This window comes from Glutamicibacter sp. M10, from assembly GCF_025452055.1.
In the GTDB taxonomy this organism is placed as follows: domain Bacteria; phylum Actinomycetota; class Actinomycetes; order Actinomycetales; family Micrococcaceae; genus Glutamicibacter.
Map to the genome: position 1 here is coordinate 2387508 of NZ_CP104918.1, position 16627 is coordinate 2404134.

Annotated in this window: 22 protein-coding genes; 12 read left to right on the forward strand and 10 right to left on the reverse strand. The window is 54.0% G+C overall.

Annotated features, from left to right (window positions below):
• From N6V40_RS11750 to N6V40_RS11760, 3 genes are all read right to left on the reverse strand, one after another.
• Complete coding sequence (locus N6V40_RS11750; protein ID WP_131088210.1) at positions 1–1050, reverse strand: cytochrome bc1 complex Rieske iron-sulfur subunit; 1050 nt, start codon at positions 1048–1050, stop codon at positions 1–3.
• Positions 1051–1114: 64 nt separating this feature from the next.
• Positions 1115–1909, reverse strand: coding sequence for a cytochrome bc1 complex diheme cytochrome c subunit (locus N6V40_RS11755; RefSeq protein WP_262197781.1), 795 nt, complete (start codon positions 1907–1909; stop codon positions 1115–1117).
• 76 nt (positions 1910–1985) lie between these two features.
• Entirely contained in the window at positions 1986–2624 is a 639-nt protein-coding gene (locus tag N6V40_RS11760) for an aa3-type cytochrome oxidase subunit III (protein ID WP_262197783.1), read from the reverse strand.
• A gap of 285 nt (positions 2625–2909) precedes the next feature.
• On the opposite strand from N6V40_RS11760, the gene trpD reads away from it, so the two are divergent.
• Positions 2910–3977 (forward strand): anthranilate phosphoribosyltransferase, encoded by a 1068-nt coding sequence (gene trpD, locus N6V40_RS11765; protein WP_262197784.1) that lies wholly within the window; start codon positions 2910–2912, stop codon positions 3975–3977.
• A 78-nt stretch (positions 3978–4055) separates the two neighbouring features.
• Here the strand turns inward: trpD and N6V40_RS11770 are convergent, their stop codons facing one another.
• Positions 4056–4337, reverse strand: a complete 282-nt coding sequence (locus N6V40_RS11770) for an Lrp/AsnC family transcriptional regulator (RefSeq protein WP_131089764.1) — start codon at positions 4335–4337, stop codon at positions 4056–4058.
• 161 nt (positions 4338–4498) lie between these two features.
• On the opposite strand from N6V40_RS11770, the gene N6V40_RS11775 reads away from it, so the two are divergent.
• The 3 genes from N6V40_RS11775 (at position 4499) to N6V40_RS11785 (ending at position 5637) form a co-directional block, all read left to right on the forward strand.
• Positions 4499–4822: a SatD family protein gene (locus N6V40_RS11775; RefSeq protein WP_262197786.1), complete on the forward strand. Its 324-nt coding sequence runs from the start codon at positions 4499–4501 to the stop codon at positions 4820–4822.
• Between the two features lie 104 nt (positions 4823–4926).
• Positions 4927–5094, forward strand: coding sequence for a sigma factor-like helix-turn-helix DNA-binding protein (locus tag N6V40_RS11780; protein WP_262197788.1), 168 nt, complete (start codon positions 4927–4929; stop codon positions 5092–5094).
• Positions 5095–5637: a hypothetical protein gene (locus N6V40_RS11785; RefSeq protein WP_131088205.1), complete on the forward strand. Its 543-nt coding sequence runs from the start codon at positions 5095–5097 to the stop codon at positions 5635–5637.
• On the opposite strand, the gene N6V40_RS11790 is transcribed toward N6V40_RS11785, so the two are convergent.
• Positions 5617–6000 (reverse strand): DUF3054 domain-containing protein, encoded by a 384-nt coding sequence (locus N6V40_RS11790; RefSeq protein ID WP_131088204.1) that lies wholly within the window; start codon positions 5998–6000, stop codon positions 5617–5619. The genes N6V40_RS11785 and N6V40_RS11790 overlap by 21 nt on opposite strands.
• 141 nt (positions 6001–6141) lie before the next feature.
• Between N6V40_RS11790 and N6V40_RS11795 the strand changes: the two genes are divergently transcribed.
• Entirely contained in the window at positions 6142–7101 is a 960-nt protein-coding gene (locus N6V40_RS11795) for a bile acid:sodium symporter (RefSeq protein ID WP_131088203.1), read from the forward strand.
• A 148-nt stretch (positions 7102–7249) separates the two neighbouring features.
• On the opposite strand, the gene N6V40_RS11800 is transcribed toward N6V40_RS11795, so the two are convergent.
• The 3 genes from N6V40_RS11800 to N6V40_RS11810 all read right to left on the reverse strand — a co-directional run bounded on the left by N6V40_RS11800 (position 7250) and on the right by N6V40_RS11810 (position 9180).
• Complete coding sequence (locus N6V40_RS11800; RefSeq protein WP_131088202.1) at positions 7250–7711, reverse strand: DUF3817 domain-containing protein; 462 nt, start codon at positions 7709–7711, stop codon at positions 7250–7252.
• A 665-nt stretch (positions 7712–8376) separates the two neighbouring features.
• A complete protein-coding gene (locus tag N6V40_RS11805) occupies positions 8377–8727 on the reverse strand; it encodes an ArsR/SmtB family transcription factor (protein ID WP_131088201.1) in 351 nt (116 codons plus the stop codon).
• A 312-nt stretch (positions 8728–9039) separates the two neighbouring features.
• Positions 9040–9180: a hypothetical protein gene (locus N6V40_RS11810; RefSeq protein WP_262197789.1), complete on the reverse strand. Its 141-nt coding sequence runs from the start codon at positions 9178–9180 to the stop codon at positions 9040–9042.
• Between N6V40_RS11810 and zapE (N6V40_RS17715) the strand changes: the two genes are divergently transcribed.
• The 7 genes from zapE (N6V40_RS17715) to N6V40_RS11840 all read left to right on the forward strand — a co-directional run bounded on the left by zapE (N6V40_RS17715) (position 9163) and on the right by N6V40_RS11840 (position 13687).
• On the forward strand, positions 9163–9396 hold the full coding sequence (gene zapE, locus N6V40_RS17715; RefSeq protein ID WP_396268653.1) for an AFG1/ZapE family ATPase: 234 nt from the start codon (positions 9163–9165) through the stop codon (positions 9394–9396). The two genes, N6V40_RS11810 and zapE (N6V40_RS17715), sit on opposite strands and share 18 nt — an antisense overlap.
• On the forward strand, positions 9357–10097 hold the full coding sequence (gene zapE / locus N6V40_RS11815; RefSeq protein WP_262197790.1) for a cell division protein ZapE: 741 nt from the start codon (positions 9357–9359) through the stop codon (positions 10095–10097). The genes zapE (N6V40_RS17715) and zapE (N6V40_RS11815) overlap by 40 nt, the downstream gene beginning before the upstream one ends.
• A complete protein-coding gene (gene def / locus N6V40_RS11820; protein WP_131088199.1) occupies positions 10094–10735 on the forward strand; it encodes a peptide deformylase in 642 nt (213 codons plus the stop codon). The genes zapE (N6V40_RS11815) and def overlap by 4 nt, the downstream gene beginning before the upstream one ends.
• Positions 10735–11586, forward strand: coding sequence for a putative RNA methyltransferase (locus N6V40_RS11825; protein WP_131088198.1), 852 nt, complete (start codon positions 10735–10737; stop codon positions 11584–11586). Before def ends, N6V40_RS11825 begins: the two co-directional genes overlap by 1 nt.
• 103 nt (positions 11587–11689) lie before the next feature.
• The gene (locus N6V40_RS11830; protein ID WP_131088197.1) at positions 11690–12166 is read left to right on the forward strand and encodes an NfeD family protein; all 477 of its coding nucleotides are present in this window, start codon (positions 11690–11692) and stop codon (positions 12164–12166) included.
• A 58-nt stretch (positions 12167–12224) separates the two neighbouring features.
• Positions 12225–13154 (forward strand): SPFH domain-containing protein, encoded by a 930-nt coding sequence (locus tag N6V40_RS11835; RefSeq protein ID WP_131089763.1) that lies wholly within the window; start codon positions 12225–12227, stop codon positions 13152–13154.
• 185 nt (positions 13155–13339) lie between these two features.
• Entirely contained in the window at positions 13340–13687 is a 348-nt protein-coding gene (locus N6V40_RS11840; protein WP_131088196.1) for an RNA polymerase-binding protein RbpA, read from the forward strand.
• Positions 13688–13868: 181 nt separating this feature from the next.
• On the opposite strand, the gene N6V40_RS11845 is transcribed toward N6V40_RS11840, so the two are convergent.
• Together N6V40_RS11845 and N6V40_RS11850 are read right to left on the reverse strand one after the other, a co-directional pair.
• On the reverse strand, positions 13869–14597 hold the full coding sequence (locus N6V40_RS11845) for a polyprenol monophosphomannose synthase (protein WP_131088195.1): 729 nt from the start codon (positions 14595–14597) through the stop codon (positions 13869–13871).
• Positions 14598–15008: 411 nt separating this feature from the next.
• Positions 15009–16607: an amidohydrolase gene (locus N6V40_RS11850; protein WP_262197791.1), complete on the reverse strand. Its 1599-nt coding sequence runs from the start codon at positions 16605–16607 to the stop codon at positions 15009–15011.
• Positions 16608–16627 lie beyond the last annotated feature (20 nt).

A 16627-nucleotide genomic window follows, 5' to 3' on the forward strand; every position in this document is an offset into this window, starting at 1 on the left:
TTAGCCACGCTCCCAGTAGGCTGGGCCAACAGGCTCGTGGAAGTCACTCTGTGCAACCAGGTAGCCGTCAGCGTCAACGGTGATTGGCAGCTGAGGTAGAGCGTGTCCAGCCGGTCCGAAGACAACCTTGCATTCCTGAGTCAGGTCGAAGGTCGACTGGTGGCAAGGGCATAGCAGGTGGTGCGTGTGCTGCTCGTACAGTGCGATTGGGCAACCAACGTGGGTGCAAATCTTGGAGTACGCAACGATACCGTCAACGTTCCAGTCTTCACGGCCCTCGGAGATCTGCATTTCAGCTGGATCCATACGCATCAGCAGTACAACGGCCTTAGCCTTCTCATTGAGAGGGTTCTCGGTCTCGTTGATGCCTTCAGGTACAACGTGGAATGCCGAACCGATCTGAACATCCGATGCCTTGATCGGGGTGCCCGATGGATCGCGGGTCAGACGAATGCCGGTGTCCCACATGGTGTGGCGCATCTGGTCAATCATCTGGTGAGCGGTCTTACCGGTACGGTCCAGGTCGCGGAACATGAACACGGCTGGAATTGGAGCCAAAGCGATGGCGCCAATCAGGGTGTTGCGGATCAGCGGACGACGCTTGATACCGGATTCTTCGATGATGGTGTCTACGATCTCAACGGCATCTTGGCGGTCAGCCTCAGAGGTGATCTCGTGGCGCATTTCCATGAGCTCGTGATCTGGCATCAGGGTCTTTGCCCAGTGGACAATACCCACACCGATGCCGAGCATCGCGAAGCCAGTGCCGAGGCCCAAAGCAGCGTTCTGCACACGCAGTTCAGCGAAGGACATCTCGCCTAGGCGGCCCAGGACGAAGTAGGCCACGAAGAAGAAGAGCGTGCCGATGATGGAGATGGTAAATAGGAGCGCTACTTGACGCTCGTGTCGCTTGGCTGCGCGCGGATCGCGATCTGCGAGACGCGGACGATGGGGTGGTAAGCCTGGATCTGGGAAACGATCCTGAGCTACATCGTCAGCCTTAGCAACGGTGCCCGAGTTTTCGGGACTGCCGTGACTATGGTCGCCCATGTTTCTCTCTCATCCTTTTGTTAGGAATTTATGTACGTAGTGATGTTGCGGCTTGCGCCGCGCTTTAGGAAGGACGCGAGGTCAACCAAATGGTGAAGGCGATGATGATACCCAGACCAGCGGTCCAGGTGAACAGGCCTTCAGCAACCGGGCCCAAGGAACCCAACGCAGCGCCGCCAGCCGAACCATTAGCTTCAATGGTCTTCAGGAAGGTGATTACGTCACGCTTCTCGTCTGGGGTGATGTTGGAGTCGTTGAACACTGGCATGTTCTGTGGGCCGGTAGCCATCGCTTCGTAGATGTGCTTCTCGGTTACGCCCGTCAAAGTCGGAGCGAACTTACCACGGGTCAGTGCACCACCGGCTGCAGCAGCGTTGTGGCACATTGCGCAGTTCACGCGGAATACCGTTCCACCGTGAGCGGCGTCGCCCTCGGTGGTGTCTAGGTACTCTTCATCCGGGACAGACGGACCTGCACCCAAGCTGGCAACATAGGCTGCCAACTGAGAGATCTGCTTGTCGTCGAACTGAGCTGGCTTGGCCTGAGCCTGTGGGCCCTGCATCTGCATTGGCATACGGCCGGTGCCGACCTGGAAGTCAACAGCCGCCGCGCCTACGCCGATCAGCGAAGGACCGGAGTCAGAACCTTCGGCATTCATGCCGTGGCAGGTAGCACAGTTGGCGGCGAAAAGCTTTTGACCAGAGTCAACATCGGACTGCGATGCTGCGGTGGTCTCCGCGGCCTTCGCTTCGCTAATGTTTCCTGCTGCGGTGTAGAGACTGCCGGTAATCAGCAATCCAAACAGAAGCAGGGCCACAGCGGCGAGCGGGTGGCGGCGCTTTTTCGAAAGAGCCTTCACTTGCTGGTTCCTCACTTAGTTTCTTAGGTGTGATGTTGCCGTACTTCTTGTTGAGGCAACCTATTACTAAAAGCTGCTACTTCAAGAAGTAGATGATCGCGAATAGCGCGACCCAAACAACGTCAACGAAGTGCCAGTAGTAAGACACGACGATGGAACCCGTTGCTTCAAAGTGACCAAACTTCTTAGCCAACATTGCACGACCAATGATCAGCAAGAAAGCAATCAGGCCACCGGTCACGTGAATACCGTGGAATCCGGTGGTCATGTAGAAGGCCGAAGCGTAGGAGTTCGAGTTTAGTGCTACACCCTCGTGAACGAGGGTGACGTATTCAAAAGCCTGGACCGAGACGAAGATGGAACCAAGGATGAAGGTAAGAATGAACCATTCAATCATTCCCCATTCCTTGAAGTTAAACAGTCCGCCGGAACGACGAGGCTTGAATTCTTCGGCACGGAACACACCAAGCTGGCACGAGAATGAGCTGGACACCAGAATCAAGGTGTTAACCAGCGCAAACGGCACGTTGAGTTTGGCAGTTTCATTCGCCCAGAGTTCGGGCGCGGCAGCCCGGAGGCTGAAGTACATGGCGAAGAGGGCGGCGAAGAACATGAGCTCGCTGGAGAGCCACACCATCGTTCCCACCGACACCATGTTTGGGCGGTTCGGCGCATGTGGCGCCGTCGTATTTGGGGCATGAGTCGCAGTTGTCACACTGACATTATGTCTCTAAATGCCCCTCAGATACCAATGCAAAAAGGCGTTGTCGGAGGTTTTTGCGCCGCATAGGGACAACATCCGCGGAAACACGCGGAAGTATCAAGAAAACTCTTTCTACAATTCGTAGAGCTTGAACCGGCGAGTCTGGCGAAACAATCGCTTAAGCAACAGATGCGTGTCCTATTTATCCCTGATCCCTCTAGGGATTTAGCGACTTATGCCACACCATCTGGCTTCACGAATTGGGCTACTACCGGCTAGCTAGATAGGCTTTCATTTGTGTCAACGAGCCTTGAATACGAAAAGTTCCCAACGTGGCCAGATCTTCTGGCTACCCTGATCAGCGGTGGCGATCTCAGTCGCGAGCAGGCCGCTTGGGCCATGAATGAGATCATGAGCGGCGAAGCCAGCGATGTTCAAATCGCCGGCTTCCTCGTTGCGTTGCGTTCAAAAGGCGAAACCGTTGCCGAATTGACCGGTTTGGTCGACTCAATGGTGGCCAATGCACGGCCATTAAATATTGTCGAACAAACTCTGGACATTGTTGGAACCGGCGGGGATCGTCAGAACACCGTAAATATCTCCACCATGGCCACCCTGGTGTGCGCCGGTGCCGGTATCAACATAGTTAAACACGGCAATCGCGCCTCTTCTTCTTCCTCAGGATCCGCTGATGTTTTGGAAGCTCTAGGCGTTCGCCTCGACGTACCAATCGAGCGCCTTGTAGAGGTGTATGACAAGGTTGGAATTGCGTTCTGCTTTGCCAACGTATTCCACCCCTCGATGCGTCACGTGGCCGGGGCCCGTCGACAATTGCGCATCCCTACCGCGTTTAACTTCATGGGTCCGCTCACCAATCCAGCACTACCTTCAGCTTCTGCGGTCGGCTGTTCGGACCTCGTCATGGCGCCGATCATGGCCGGTGTTCTAGCCAGCCGAGGTTCACGTGGCCTGGTATTCCGCGGAGAGGATGGACTCGACGAGCTGACCACAACATCAGCTAACCAGGTCTGGGAAATACGCGATGGAAAGGTCACCCAGTTTGCCTTTGACGCTGCAGACCTAGGGATCGACCGGGTTACTATCGAGCAGCTACGCGGCGGCGACGCTGTACACAATGCACAGGTTGTAAAGGACATTGTCTCTGGTTCCACTGGTCCAGCGCGCGATGCAGTATTGCTTAATGCAGCAGCCGGCATGGTTGCCTACGACAGCTCTAGCGAGGGCAGCTTCCTTGAACGGATGCGAACTGCCATGGACCGGGCAGCCAATTCTATCGATTCAGGCGCAGCCAAGGCCGTGCTGGAATCATGGTCAAAAACTACTCAGGAGATCGTAGGGGAGTAACCACACCTTCTACATACAAGGACGCCCCTTAGTTGTTTGGTTTACAAACAACTAAGGGGCGTCCTTTGTGCGTTGTGATTAGTCGTCAAGACCCAGGGAGAACGCCGCTTCAAGGTCGTGATCCGAGTAGGCGCGGAAGGCAATATGCGTTTGGGTGCCTCGAATGCCGGGAATCTTGGAGAGCTTATTGGCGATTACTTCAGCCAAATCTTCATGCTTGTGCACCCGAGCCACCGCGATCAGATCCCAGTCACCAGCGACTGAATAAACTTCACTGATCCCGGGAATGGAGGAGATCTGCTGTGCACACTCTGGGATGCTGTCAGTTGCCGTCTGAATCATGACGAATGCGGTGACCATTGCTGCGCCTTTCACTACGTGGTCTCCATCGTGAAGACCCATTACTTAGTTTCAACTCTAGTCGAAAATGAATAATCAGCGAGCCTGCACCGACTCGAATCGAAAGCTCTTTACAGGCTTATAAATTGGTATATCCACTTACAAAGTTATATGATTGTTGCATGATTGTACTTACCATTGACCAGCGGCGTTCCAGATCCTCCGAGGACAAGGTTCAAACACTCATCGAGCAGGCGAACGCCACCGTTGCGGTTGTCCGCCAATTTGAGCGTACCGCTGGTGATGAAGTTCAGGCTGTATTGGATGACGCGTCCGAAGCAATCAGGCTGGCAGTCATGATGGCAGCTTCGGGGGACTGGAGTGTCGGACTAGGTTTCGGCCAAGTGGAGACCCCGCTTCCTAAGGAAACTCGCGCCGGCCGCGGACCTGCCTTTGAATTCGCCCGCGTCGCCGTGGAGCGAGCAAAAATACCAACGCTCACGTAGCGGTACATGGCCCGTCCCACGAAGCCACTCGACTTGAAGCAGAACTTCAGCTAACTGCCTGCATCGTTTCCAAGCGACGAGCGACCGCTTGGGAGGCCGGTACTTTGGCTGACGAAGGTCTAACCCAACAGCAAATAGCAAAGGAACTGGGCATCACCCAGCAAGCGGTCTCATCTCGTCTGTCTGCCGCGTTATGGTTTGAAGCTAACCGCATGATGGATGAAGCGGCCAAGTCGCTAACAAGGCAACTGAAAATGCTGGGGGAGTCTTAGATGTTTTGGATCGCGTGGAGCAGCCTTGGACTGGCCACCATTCTTTCCTGCTTGGCTGCCTACTTTGGATCATCTATCGGCAAACGCGCGGGCACGCGAGAATTTCTGGTCGTCGCGGCCGGAATCCTAGCAATCGTTTCCGCTGTCGTTGCGGCCGTAACCGACTCAGTGGCACAGGCCTCAAACGTTCCGGCGTTCTACGTCATCGTCCTGTCCTCAATATTTGCTATCAGCTTCGGTGGACCCTTTACGGAGCTCGTGTTCCGCCTAGCAGCCAAGAATGACTCAACACTTGTTAAAGACGAATCCGACCCATCACCACTACGAGGAGGTTTATGGATCGGACTCTTAGAACGCGCCGCAATTGTTAGTACCCTATGGGCTAGCTGGCCTGAAGGCATCGCTATCGTCATGGCGATCAAGGGGCTGGGACGATTCTCAGAATTGAAGGATCACCGAGCCGCCGAGCAATTCATCCTGGGTACATTTGCCAGCGGGCTGATCGCAGCGGGTTCTTACGGGCTAGGCCTTTTGTTGTTGTGATCGCTTAGCGATCCATGACGTTACCGCGCGACGCCCAATCAAGAAGACCCCGAGGACAATCAGGGTCACAATGACGAACGAGAACGCCGCAGTTTTGCCCATCATGATCCGTACGACCATACCTATGGCTACCGTTCCCAGCCACACGAGAATTCCCGAGGGCCAGAGCTTGTTGATGGTCAGCCAAGGCTTGGACACAAGCGTCATGATGACGTAAGCAATCAGGAACGGCAACGCAGTCAGCAGGATCCCGCCGAGGCCCAAGCCATGTTCATGCTCACGGCGCCCAAGCGTCGCGAAAAGAATAATGAGAACAACGTCAATGACGGCCAGCATCGGCCATTTGCTGAGATTTTGCTTCATACACTCATCTTAGAGTCGTAGCCACTTCGCTAAGAAAGCCATGGCGAAGACTTGCCTGTTGACTCAGACACACGAGACGCGGATTCATTGCGGCTGACTACGGCGCCATACCCGAACCCCACGTCAACTAGCATTAGTAGCATGAAGGCATGGCCGGGCAGCGCGTGGATACAGCAGCATCAGATTGCGCTCTATCTCATTGCTATCCTCGCCGGATGTCTCATTGGGGAAGTAGCACCAAGCTCAGCGTCAGCCTTTTCCTTAGCCGTCAATCCGCTTCTTGGCATCCTAATGTTTTCAACGTTTCTGGGCATTCCATTGCTTGGCCTGCTTGATGGTCTTCGAGACATCAAGTTCATTGGTTCGCTTTTATTGGTGAACTTTGTACTCGTTCCCTGCCTTGTGCTGCTGGTGACCCGGATTATTCATATCGAGACTGCTGTGCTCATCGGTGTTGTGCTGGTGCTGCTGGCTCCTTGTGTTGATTACGTCATCGTCTTTTCTGGCATTGCCGGGGGAGATAACCACAAGCTGCTGGCCGCCGCACCATTGCTGCTCGTGCTGCAGATGCTTTTGATACCTATCTACATGTATCTGATCGTTGGGAAAACGTCGTTGACCGTTTTCACACCGGGTCCATTTCTCCACGCGCTCGTCACGCTAATCCTGCTACCGCTAGCCCTCGCCTGTGCCATGCAACTATTAGCTTCACGATTCAGCTGGGCCGGCCGCGTCGCACCACTTGCCGATTACCTCATGGCGCCAATCATGATGATGACATTACTGGCTGTTATTGCTTCACAATTTCATTCGATTTCATCCCAGCTCGGGGAGTTGCTGACACCGATCTTCGTCTTCGCCTTATTCGCCCTTGTAGCCGGGATCCTCTCAGTACTGACTGGCAAAGCGTTCGGTCTGACTACCCGTTCGCTACGCGCGCTGACATTCAGTGGGGTTACTCGAAACTCTCTCGTTGTGCTCCCGATTGCCCTAGCGTTGCCCGCTGAATTCGCATTGACTTCTTCTGTTGTAGTCACACAGACGCTCGTAGAGCTGATGGCCATGCTGCTGATGATCAAAATAGTTCCTCGAATGATCTAGATGAACGCTTTCATGAACAAATAACTAGCGTTAAACAGGAAGTGACCTGCCTGAACGTCATAACGGCGTTCAGACAGGTCACTTCCTGTTTATCTAGAGGCAATGAGGGCACATTTCATAAATTGTGCGCCATAGTGTCAACTGATGATTAGCTGCGTCCGCCAGGAGGCCCCATGACCAGCATGGAGGAAAACACCCCAACGATGACTACGAACAAGATGACGGCGGTGAGAACTGGACGGGCCACTAACCACCTCATGAGCGAGTCCATCCAGGACTTATCGCCCGGGTGATCCGTGGCGGTAGTGCGCCACTGACCGTCCAATTTACCGTTGCGTTCAAGCCATTTGTCGAAGGGGATAGTTAGGAACGGAACGATGGACGTTGCGGCGGCGCCAAGAATAAGGCGCTTCCTCCAACGTTGGTTCATACCAACAAGAACTGCAGTGGCGATGTAGGACAGGAAGACAAATCCATGAATGAACCCGGCAATTGATACCGGCCAATCACCGACTTTGATTCCGTATTTGAGAATCATGGCCAGAATTAACAGAGTCCAAGTGATCGCTTCTGCACGCGCGACAGTTCTGTATAGAGCGCTAGGTGACATGGTCTGGCGTCAGTCCTTGAAAGATAGGGGAGTACTACTCGAGTTTGAGTTCTCAACAACCTTATCGCGTGAACTCCTCGCCTTTGAATGAGACAAATTTTTTGAATCAAACGACTGTGAGAGATCCCGTCACATAGCTGCCTAGCAACCAACACCTCGAGGCTGAGGTAAGTTCCGGACTGTCTTGGTTATGAGTTCTCAGATTCTCAATCTCGTGCACGTCATTGCAAGTGCAATTAACGTGGGCCCGCGAACACATACCCATACGTCGCCGGATCGGTGTTGTCGAGCGTTCGACTCCCAGATTGTGAACTGGCAAGGATCTAGGGTTTCAGTCGCTGGTTCAGCGTTTCGTTTACTGGCGGGCACACACCACTGTCGTAACCGATGAGCTGCCGCACGAATCAAGCGCAGCAAGACCTACGTTCGTTGGACATGTGCGTATCTAGGTTCACCAACACGTCAGGCAGTCGCGAGGAAGGTATTGAGTGATCGGTGTTTAGATGCTTTATCAACGTTTGAACGCCTAGATGACCCTCAATGGGGAACAGCCAGTTTTCCACTACTTTACATAATGTAGATTATCGGCTTATTGATAACCTGCGCAGAAGTACGTGATCACCCGCCCAGATACATGGATACGACGCTTCGTGAGCAACAAGTTTTTACGCTTCGGAATCCTGTAGTGCGAGCCGATGACCAGCAAAGTCCACGGTCTGATAAATGAACTGGCGGGTTCGTTCGTCATGCATTGAATAGATTGTGTGTCGACCAACCTTTGACGTTTGCAGAACGTCAGCAGCACGAAGCTTCGTCAAGAACTGACCTGCGACCGTTGGACTCACACCAATTTGCTGAGCCAGTTCTGGTAACGACATGTCACCTCGACACAACACCCACAGCATTTGAAGCCGCAACGGATCAGCCATGGTCTTGAGCACGAGAACACTCATTTCCAATAGATCCCTCGGGATCATTCCTTCTTGTGTCTCCAGGACACCAAAGTCACTGGTCATCGATCTCACCCCTTAGATTCATTCCTTAGGATCATCACCGTTGAGCCGTGGGTGGTAGTCCTTTCGAGTCCGTCCATTATGGTCACGCGCGCCGATAAAGCGATAGGTCTTGCCGAAATTCGCCTAGAGTCTCCGCTCACCCCACTAAACTCGCCAGCACTCCCCTGCATAAATCAACCTGTATGACATAACATAAAGGTAAGTTGACTAGAGATTTTACAGACCCACTGACTTGGTCACGCGCTTTTCACCGATTGGATCGCCACCGTCCGAACCTGCGAAATTGGATGCTAAGCGCGAGGGTGGCAAAATTTAGCTATGCCCGATTCGTTGCCTGATGTTCCCGTGACCGAACTCGGCGTCACCCGTATCCTCCATGCCCTCAACGCTCAAGGAATTGACCTTGACCAAGCGCAACGCGAACTCGTTGGAATCTTGGGACGATTCATTCACGCTGATACCAGCAATGATCGACAGGGCGTATATATCTACGGGCCACCAGGCCGCGGCAAGACACTAATCACCAACACATTTGTCGCGCTTCAATCGTCCAGAACCACCAAGCGATTTCACTTCCATGAGTTCTTTCAGAAACTGAATTCCCGGTCAATCGAGTCCCGGGTCAGCCGATGGGAGCCATCTTCTCACAAGGACTCGAGCGAGAATTAGCTGGCGTCGAGTTGCTCGTTTTTGACGAATTTCACTGCACCGAACCAGGCGACGCCATGCTCATGGGCAAACTCGTCAAGTATTGCCGTGAGCACGGCATCCGACTGGTCACCACCTCAAACTACGAACCCGAGAAGTTGTTGGATGATGACACCTTCCACCATCTAGTTAAACCAATTATCGAGAACATCCGCTTGAACTTCGAGGTCTTTGAACTCGATAATTCATTGGACTATAGGCTCGTGGACAACGGCCACTCAGGTGAGCGCACCGGATTCCGAGCCGGCTCACTGACCTTACTCCCCCAGGAAATTCTTGCCTCTGAACAGGCCACATGGGTTGAGATTGGTTATGACCGTATCCAAGCCACTGGAGTCGAGGACGACACGATATGGATCAGTTTTGATCAAATGTGCCGCACCCGTCGAAACACCGCTGACTATCTAGAACTCGCCAATAGATACTCGCATTGGCACATCAGTGAGATTCCATCGAGCGACACTATGGCAATGGATGAGGAACGCAGGCTCGCTAACCTCATAGACGTCTTCTACGACAAGGATGTCGAAGTACATCTGTACGCTGAAGATGATTTATCCGGGCTTGGCCACATGCTTCACGACACCGAAAAGGCCCGACTGACTTCCCGTCTAACCCAACTCAAACGCAGCGAACACGAACGGACAAGCGCTTCTCGATGAACACCGACTACACAGCTCAGGAAATCCAAGACCTCGTTAGCGAAGTACTTGAGACAGCGGATGAAAACGGCGTACTGCCGATTGTTCAGCTGGGACATCCAGTTCTTCGACAACGCGCTACCGCCTACAACGGTCAACTTCCAACGCAAATGCTTGAAGAACTTCTCGAGGCGATGCGCCAGACAATGTATGACGCGCCTGGCGTAGGGCTAGCCGCGCCACAGGTTGGAATCCCTCTGCAGATTGCTGTGTTGGAAGATCTTTATCCAATTCCAGAATCCAGCGCGCTAGAACGTGAGCGGGAACCGTTGGAGTACTTTGAAATCTTCAACCCGAGCTTCGTAGCTACCTCTGACCGCCAAGCTGAATTCTTTGAAGGCTGCCTATCCTTCGACGGATTCCAGGGAGTCGTAACCAGGCCGGCAGACATCACTGCCAGCTTCGAAGATCGTGAGGGGAAAGAACAGTCGAGATCCTTTAGCGGATGGCAGGCACGTATCGTTCAGCACGAAACTGACCACCTCTTTGGCACGGTCTATGTAGACAAAGTCGAAACTCGTTCGCTCATCAATGAGAGCGAGCTTTGGCACCATGATGATCTAGATGTCGCTACTGCCCGACGGGTACTAAATTTCTAATGACCAACACCTCAACCACCGCAACCTGTCCTGTCTGCGAGCTAGAGCTGGTCTTCAGTGGCAAACAGCGTAAGACGTTGATCTGTTCAAACGGTCATCGATTTGATGCGGCCAAGCAAGGGTATTTCAACTTCCTTACCGGGAAGGGGACGAACTTCCTTGAAGACACTTCCCCAATGGTTCAGGCACGCGATGCCTTCCAGTCCAAGGGACACTATGCTCCGCTAGCGCAACGACTAGCAGCGCTGATCAACGAGCATCATCACAGCGACGTACTGGAAATCCTCGATGCCGGTGCCGGAACCGGCTACTACTTAGCTGAAATCCTCAAAGCCTCGCCAAGCACTCATCAGGATGCTCTTGCCCTGGATATCTCGCGATACGCGATGCGTCGTGCGGCGAAGGTGCCTGCTACTTTGGCGATGGTTTGGGACGTTTGGCGTAAGCTCCCAACGGCCGACGCATCACGCGATGTCGTGCTTAATTGCTTCGCCCCGCACAATCCTGCTGAGTTCCGCCGGGTATTACGGGCCAATGGATTGTGCCTAGTAGTTACCGGAGAGCCTGGACATCTCCAAGAAGTCATTGAGCCGCTAGGCATGCTTTCTGTTGCCGAGGGAAAGCAAGAATCCCTGACTGAAAAGTTCGGCTCCGAACAGCTGCGCCATATCGCATCCGAAAATCTGAGCTACACGATGAGCTTGGATTCTTCAGACCTATTCAACCTGGCCTTCATGGGACCGGCAGGCCACCATCTGTCCCCCGATACGTTGCGAGACAAAGCTGAAGCGTTGGGCACTCAAGAAGTCACCGCATCCTTTGGAGTACACATTTTCGCTCCGAGCGCCTAGAAGATACCCCAAAATGACTACTCATTTATGGGAGCGTGTACGGCAGAATATAAGAAAGGCCAAAGCTTCTGGTCCTTGTCTTATGAGAAATTAGGTGGATTCCATGACTACAGCGGAATGGATCATAAGTAACGCGTGGGTCATTTGGCTCGCGCTGTTCTTGCTGCTGGCCATCATCGAGATGCTCTCTCTAGATCTCTACTTCATCATGCTTGGCGTCGGAGCCCTCGGCGGTGTCACTGTTGCACTGCTTAGTGGCCCGTTGTGGTTGCAGGTAGTTGTTTTCTGCCTTGTTTCTCTCCTCATGATTTTGCTCGTTCGCCCCATCGCGATGAAACACATAAAAAAGTCACCTGTCGGTTATCGAACCAACATCGAACGACTTATCGGTGCGGACGCTCTCATCCTTGAACCAACTTCGCGCCTGTCAGGTTCGGCAAAAATTCAAGGTGAAACCTGGACGGCACGGGCAGAACCAAGTGTGCCGACAATGTCGCCTGGTACCTATGCCGTAGTTTCACGTATTGACGGAGCAACCGCCTTCCTGACGTCGAAGCCCGCTGATCAAGCGGACGTCTAGAGCTAGCTCAACTGCTATTTACCACTCATCACCCAGCACAATGAAAGTGAGTATGACCATGAATAACAATGGTTTTGGCTTGTCTGTTGTGCTTGTCGTTTTGGCAATCTTCGTGATTGTCGTTCTATTGCGCAGCGTACGAATCGTGCCTCAGGCACGAGCTGGCATTGTGGAACGTCTCGGCAAGTACAACCGCACTTTGAACCCCGGCTTGACGATTCTGATCCCATTTGTGGATCGCCTCTTGCCCCTGCTGGACCTGCGCGAGCAGGTTGTTTCGTTCCCACCACAGCCGGTGATCACCGAAGATAACCTGGTTGTCTCCATTGATACCGTGGTCTACTTCCAGATCACCGAGGCACGTGCAGCTACGTACGAAATCGCCAACTACATCCAGGCTGTCGAGCAGCTTACGACCACAACGTTGCGTAACGTGGTCGGCGGCTTGAACTTGGAACAGGCGCTAACCAGCCGAGACCAGATCAATGGTCAGCTTCGCGGCGTGTTGGATGAAGCTACCGGCAAGTGGGGCATCCGTGTTTCCCGCGTTGAGCTGAAGGCTATCGATCCTCCCCTGTCGATCCAGGACTCCATGGAAAAGCAGATGCGTGCAGAGCGTGACCGCCGTGCTGCGATTTTGACCGCTGAAGGTACCAAGCAGTCCTCGATCCTTACCGCCGAAGGTCAGCGTCAGGCTGAGATCCTCCGAGCCGAAGGTGACGCGCAGTCCTCCATCCTTCGTGCTGATGGTGAAGCTCAGGCTATTCAGAAGGTCTTCGACGCAATCCACGCGGGCCGTCCGGATCAAGAGTTGCTGGCTTACCAGTACCTGCAGACCCTGCCCAAGCTTGCCGAAGGTACCTCAAACACCTTGTGGGTTATCCCAAGTGAGCTCACCGAGGCCTTGAAGGGCATCGGCGGAGCTTTAGGTGGAAACGGTGCTGCTTCAGCTCCGACTCCCCCAGCTGCCCCACGCACTGACGTGTAGTAGTAACAGCTTAAATAACTAGATCGCGCTCTGCGGCGAGGTGCATGCTTTGCGCCTCGCCGCAGACGCGTATAATGGATGTTTTGGTACTTAGTGAAAGTCAGCTGCTTGTCGGCTGGAATTATTTCCGGATATCAAACGTTGGTACGTGTAGCGAATTCTTTAAACATCGCGGAGGAAAAAACATGAGCGATCGCAGCCTACGAGGCATGCGCCTGGGTGCACAGAGCATGGAATCTGAGGCAGGTGTGGAGCCGGCTGCCCGTCAGCGCGTGGAATACCGTACCGAGGACGGCGAGACCGTCTTCGTTGTCTTTGCAGCAGAAGCTGAAATTCCAGCCGTTTGGCACACCAAAACGGGCAAGGAAGCCAAGCTTGTCCACGGCGAAGCTAGGGCAGAAGAAGCTAGCAACGAAAAGCCAGTTCGTACCCACTGGGACATGCTCCTCGAGCGTCGCAGTGAAGAAGAGCTGGAAAAGACTCTGGCAGACCGCCTGACGCAGCTTCGCGCTGCTCGCGGGGAATCAGCCTAACTTCTCCCCCAGCAACGGACACCGTCGAGTACAGCGTCCGTTTCGGAATCGTTTGAGGGCCGGTGCCGCAACTAATAGTTGCAGCACCGGCCCCTCAGATGTTTCTAGCACTCACAATGCGCTGTGCTTAAAAGAAAATGGTGCGCACCCGTTACCCGGGCGCGCACCAACTTCTACAAATTTACTTCTTTGAGGTGAGCTTCTTCCAGCGTGCACCCATGCCCCAGCGAGTCACGTTCCACATTGCTTCAAAAACAATATTGCCGCTCATCTTCGAAGCGCCAAGTTCACGCTCAACGAAGGTTACTGGAACCTCAACGATTCTCTTGCGCAGCATGGCTACGCGGAAAGTCATATCAACCTGGAAGCCGTAGCCACGTGATTCGACGGCGTCAAAGTCAATGGCTTCAAGCGTCTCACGCTTGAAGGCTCGGTAGCCTGCGGTAATGTCACGCAGTGGCAAACCAAGCATGGTGCGGGAGTAGAAGCTACCACCACGGGAAATGATCTTACGCAGCAGTGGCCAGTTCACAACCTCTCCACCCTTGACCCAACGCGAACCGATCACCAGGTCTGCGCCAGCGGCGCTTGCTTCGAGCAGGCGCGGAAGTTGCTCAGGCATGTGCGAGCCGTCAGCATCCATCTCGACAAAAACGTCGTAGTCGCGAGCCAAGGCCCATTCGAAACCAGCGATGTAGGCAGCGCCCAAACCGTCCTTGCCCGTACGGTGCAGCACATGGATGTTTGCGTCATCAGTTGACATCTTGTCGGCTAGTTCACCGGTGCCATCAGGTGAATTGTCGTCGACGATCAATACATCCGAATCCGGAACGGCGGACCGCAACCGTCCTACTGTTAGCGGGAGCGACTCCAGCTCGTTATAGGTCGGGATGATGGTAATGACGCGCACTCGGCGGCACCTTTCTGGGTATGCAACAAGAATGTTCTCCCTGCCCGGCAGCTGAGACAAAACATTGTCAGATATTGCTACGGATAGAGATAGTCCAAACTCAAAGTATAGTCATCAATTGCTCGTGAAGCCGGCGTAGACACTGGATTAAACAGCGATCCTCAGTGACTTCGGCCCTATCTCGCGCGCCATAGGCACGCAAAATGTTATCTAAGGTCACTGAGGATCGTTGTTCAACTTGCGTCGTATCGAACGCAATGCTTGTGCATCACGAAGAGGCGCTTAGTTCAGCCTAGTGGTTACCCCACCCACACTGTCAACCGTCTAATGACTTCAGTCTTTATCTAGACGACTCAAGTCAACGTAGGTTTCCTAAAAATGTTAAGGCTGAAGTCAAAGTTTTACTTTAAGCTAATTTTGAGTTTCGAGGTTGTCAAAAATCGTCACGCCGGCACGCACCGTACGCAGGCACTCAGGGATTTCCTCGTCCACTACCGGCAGCATAGGCGTACCAGCGCGGGCATCTGTGCTCCACGAACTAATGCGAACGTCCGGGGTCTGCACGGCCAGTTCTGATGCGGTCCACACGGCGAAGGTTGCTTGCGCGCCAATGGCTAGTTGTCCGGCCAACGGGTTCATCTCCCCCATCGCACGATACGTGGATCGAGTCTGGGCAAGGAATGCTGCACGAGCCGAAACCCGTCCCTGGGTGTTAGACATATTCATGGCCGCGCGCACCACCTGCCAACCGTCAACCTCGGTGACTGGTGCATCAGAGCCAAGGACCATGGGAACGCCGGCAGAAAGCATTGCCGAGAGGTTATTCATGGACTCGGCGCGCTGCCCCAGCCTCTGAGCGTACATGCCGTTCGAACCACCCCAAGCGTGATCGAAAACTGGCTGCATGGACACGGTGATCGCATACTGCAGCAGTCGCTGACGCGTAACATCATCAACCATTTCGACGTGCTCCAGGCGGTGCCGGGCCATCTGGAGTTTAGGAACACCGATTTCTTGTGCGGCCAGATCAAATCCGTCCAGCACCTCATCCAGTGCACCATCACCAATAACGTGGAAGGAAGCCTGGATACCTCGGCTGCTACAAGCCACAAGGTGAGCGGCGATTTCTTCCTTGTTTAGGTACAGCGTGCCGCGTTCCCCGGCCTTGTCGCTGTAGTCTTCGCGCAGGTAGGCGGTGTGGCTACCTAGTGAGCCATCAACTTTCAGGTCCCCACCAATACCTAGCAAACGTCCCTTAGGGAACGAGCTGAAGAGCTCGTCTGCGGTGTCTGCGTCACTAACAGCTTCGCCCCAGAAGGCATAAACCTGCGGAAGCTTTGGCTGGTTATCGGCCAGTAGCTGATCTAGGGCAGCGCGACCCTCAAGGTGCGGGGCAGCCATCTCCACGACGGTGGCAAAACCACGCGATGCATAGTGTGCCAGTGCCAAACGCTGGAATTCATGATCCGCTTTTTGTGCCTTGGCAATCGCCAAACGTACGTCGTCGTGATCAGCTCCGGCTACCACGCCTGGCTTCAGGTGACCCAGCCCAAGGAAATCAAGCAGTTCCCGGTTGACCAAGGCACTGTGAACATCACGGCGCGAAAGATAGTAGGCACGACCGTCGGCGGCGCTGGTGAGGTCGTTAGCCTCTGGCAGAGTTTGGTCTTCCCAATCGGAATTGTCCCAACCCTGCGCAAGAACTACCTTGCTGGATTTCTGACCCTGAACGGCAACCAAGGACAGCAAAGAGCTTGCCGAAGTTGCTGAACTTAAGTCAGCACCCGAAAGAGTGCGTCCTAAGGCGGCCAGGTGGGTGTGGGACTCAACGAAGGCCGGAGTCACCAATGCGCCTCGCAGGTCGATGACCTCATCGACATTCTCGGCGTGGCGGTCTGCTGCGTCCTCACCGCCAAGCCATGAAATAGTGTCGCCATCTACAACAATGGCGGTCGCAAACGGATCCGCGGCTGAATAAACTGCCCCGTTTCGGTACAGTGTTTTTGCCATCAGTGTGCTCCCTTTTCTTG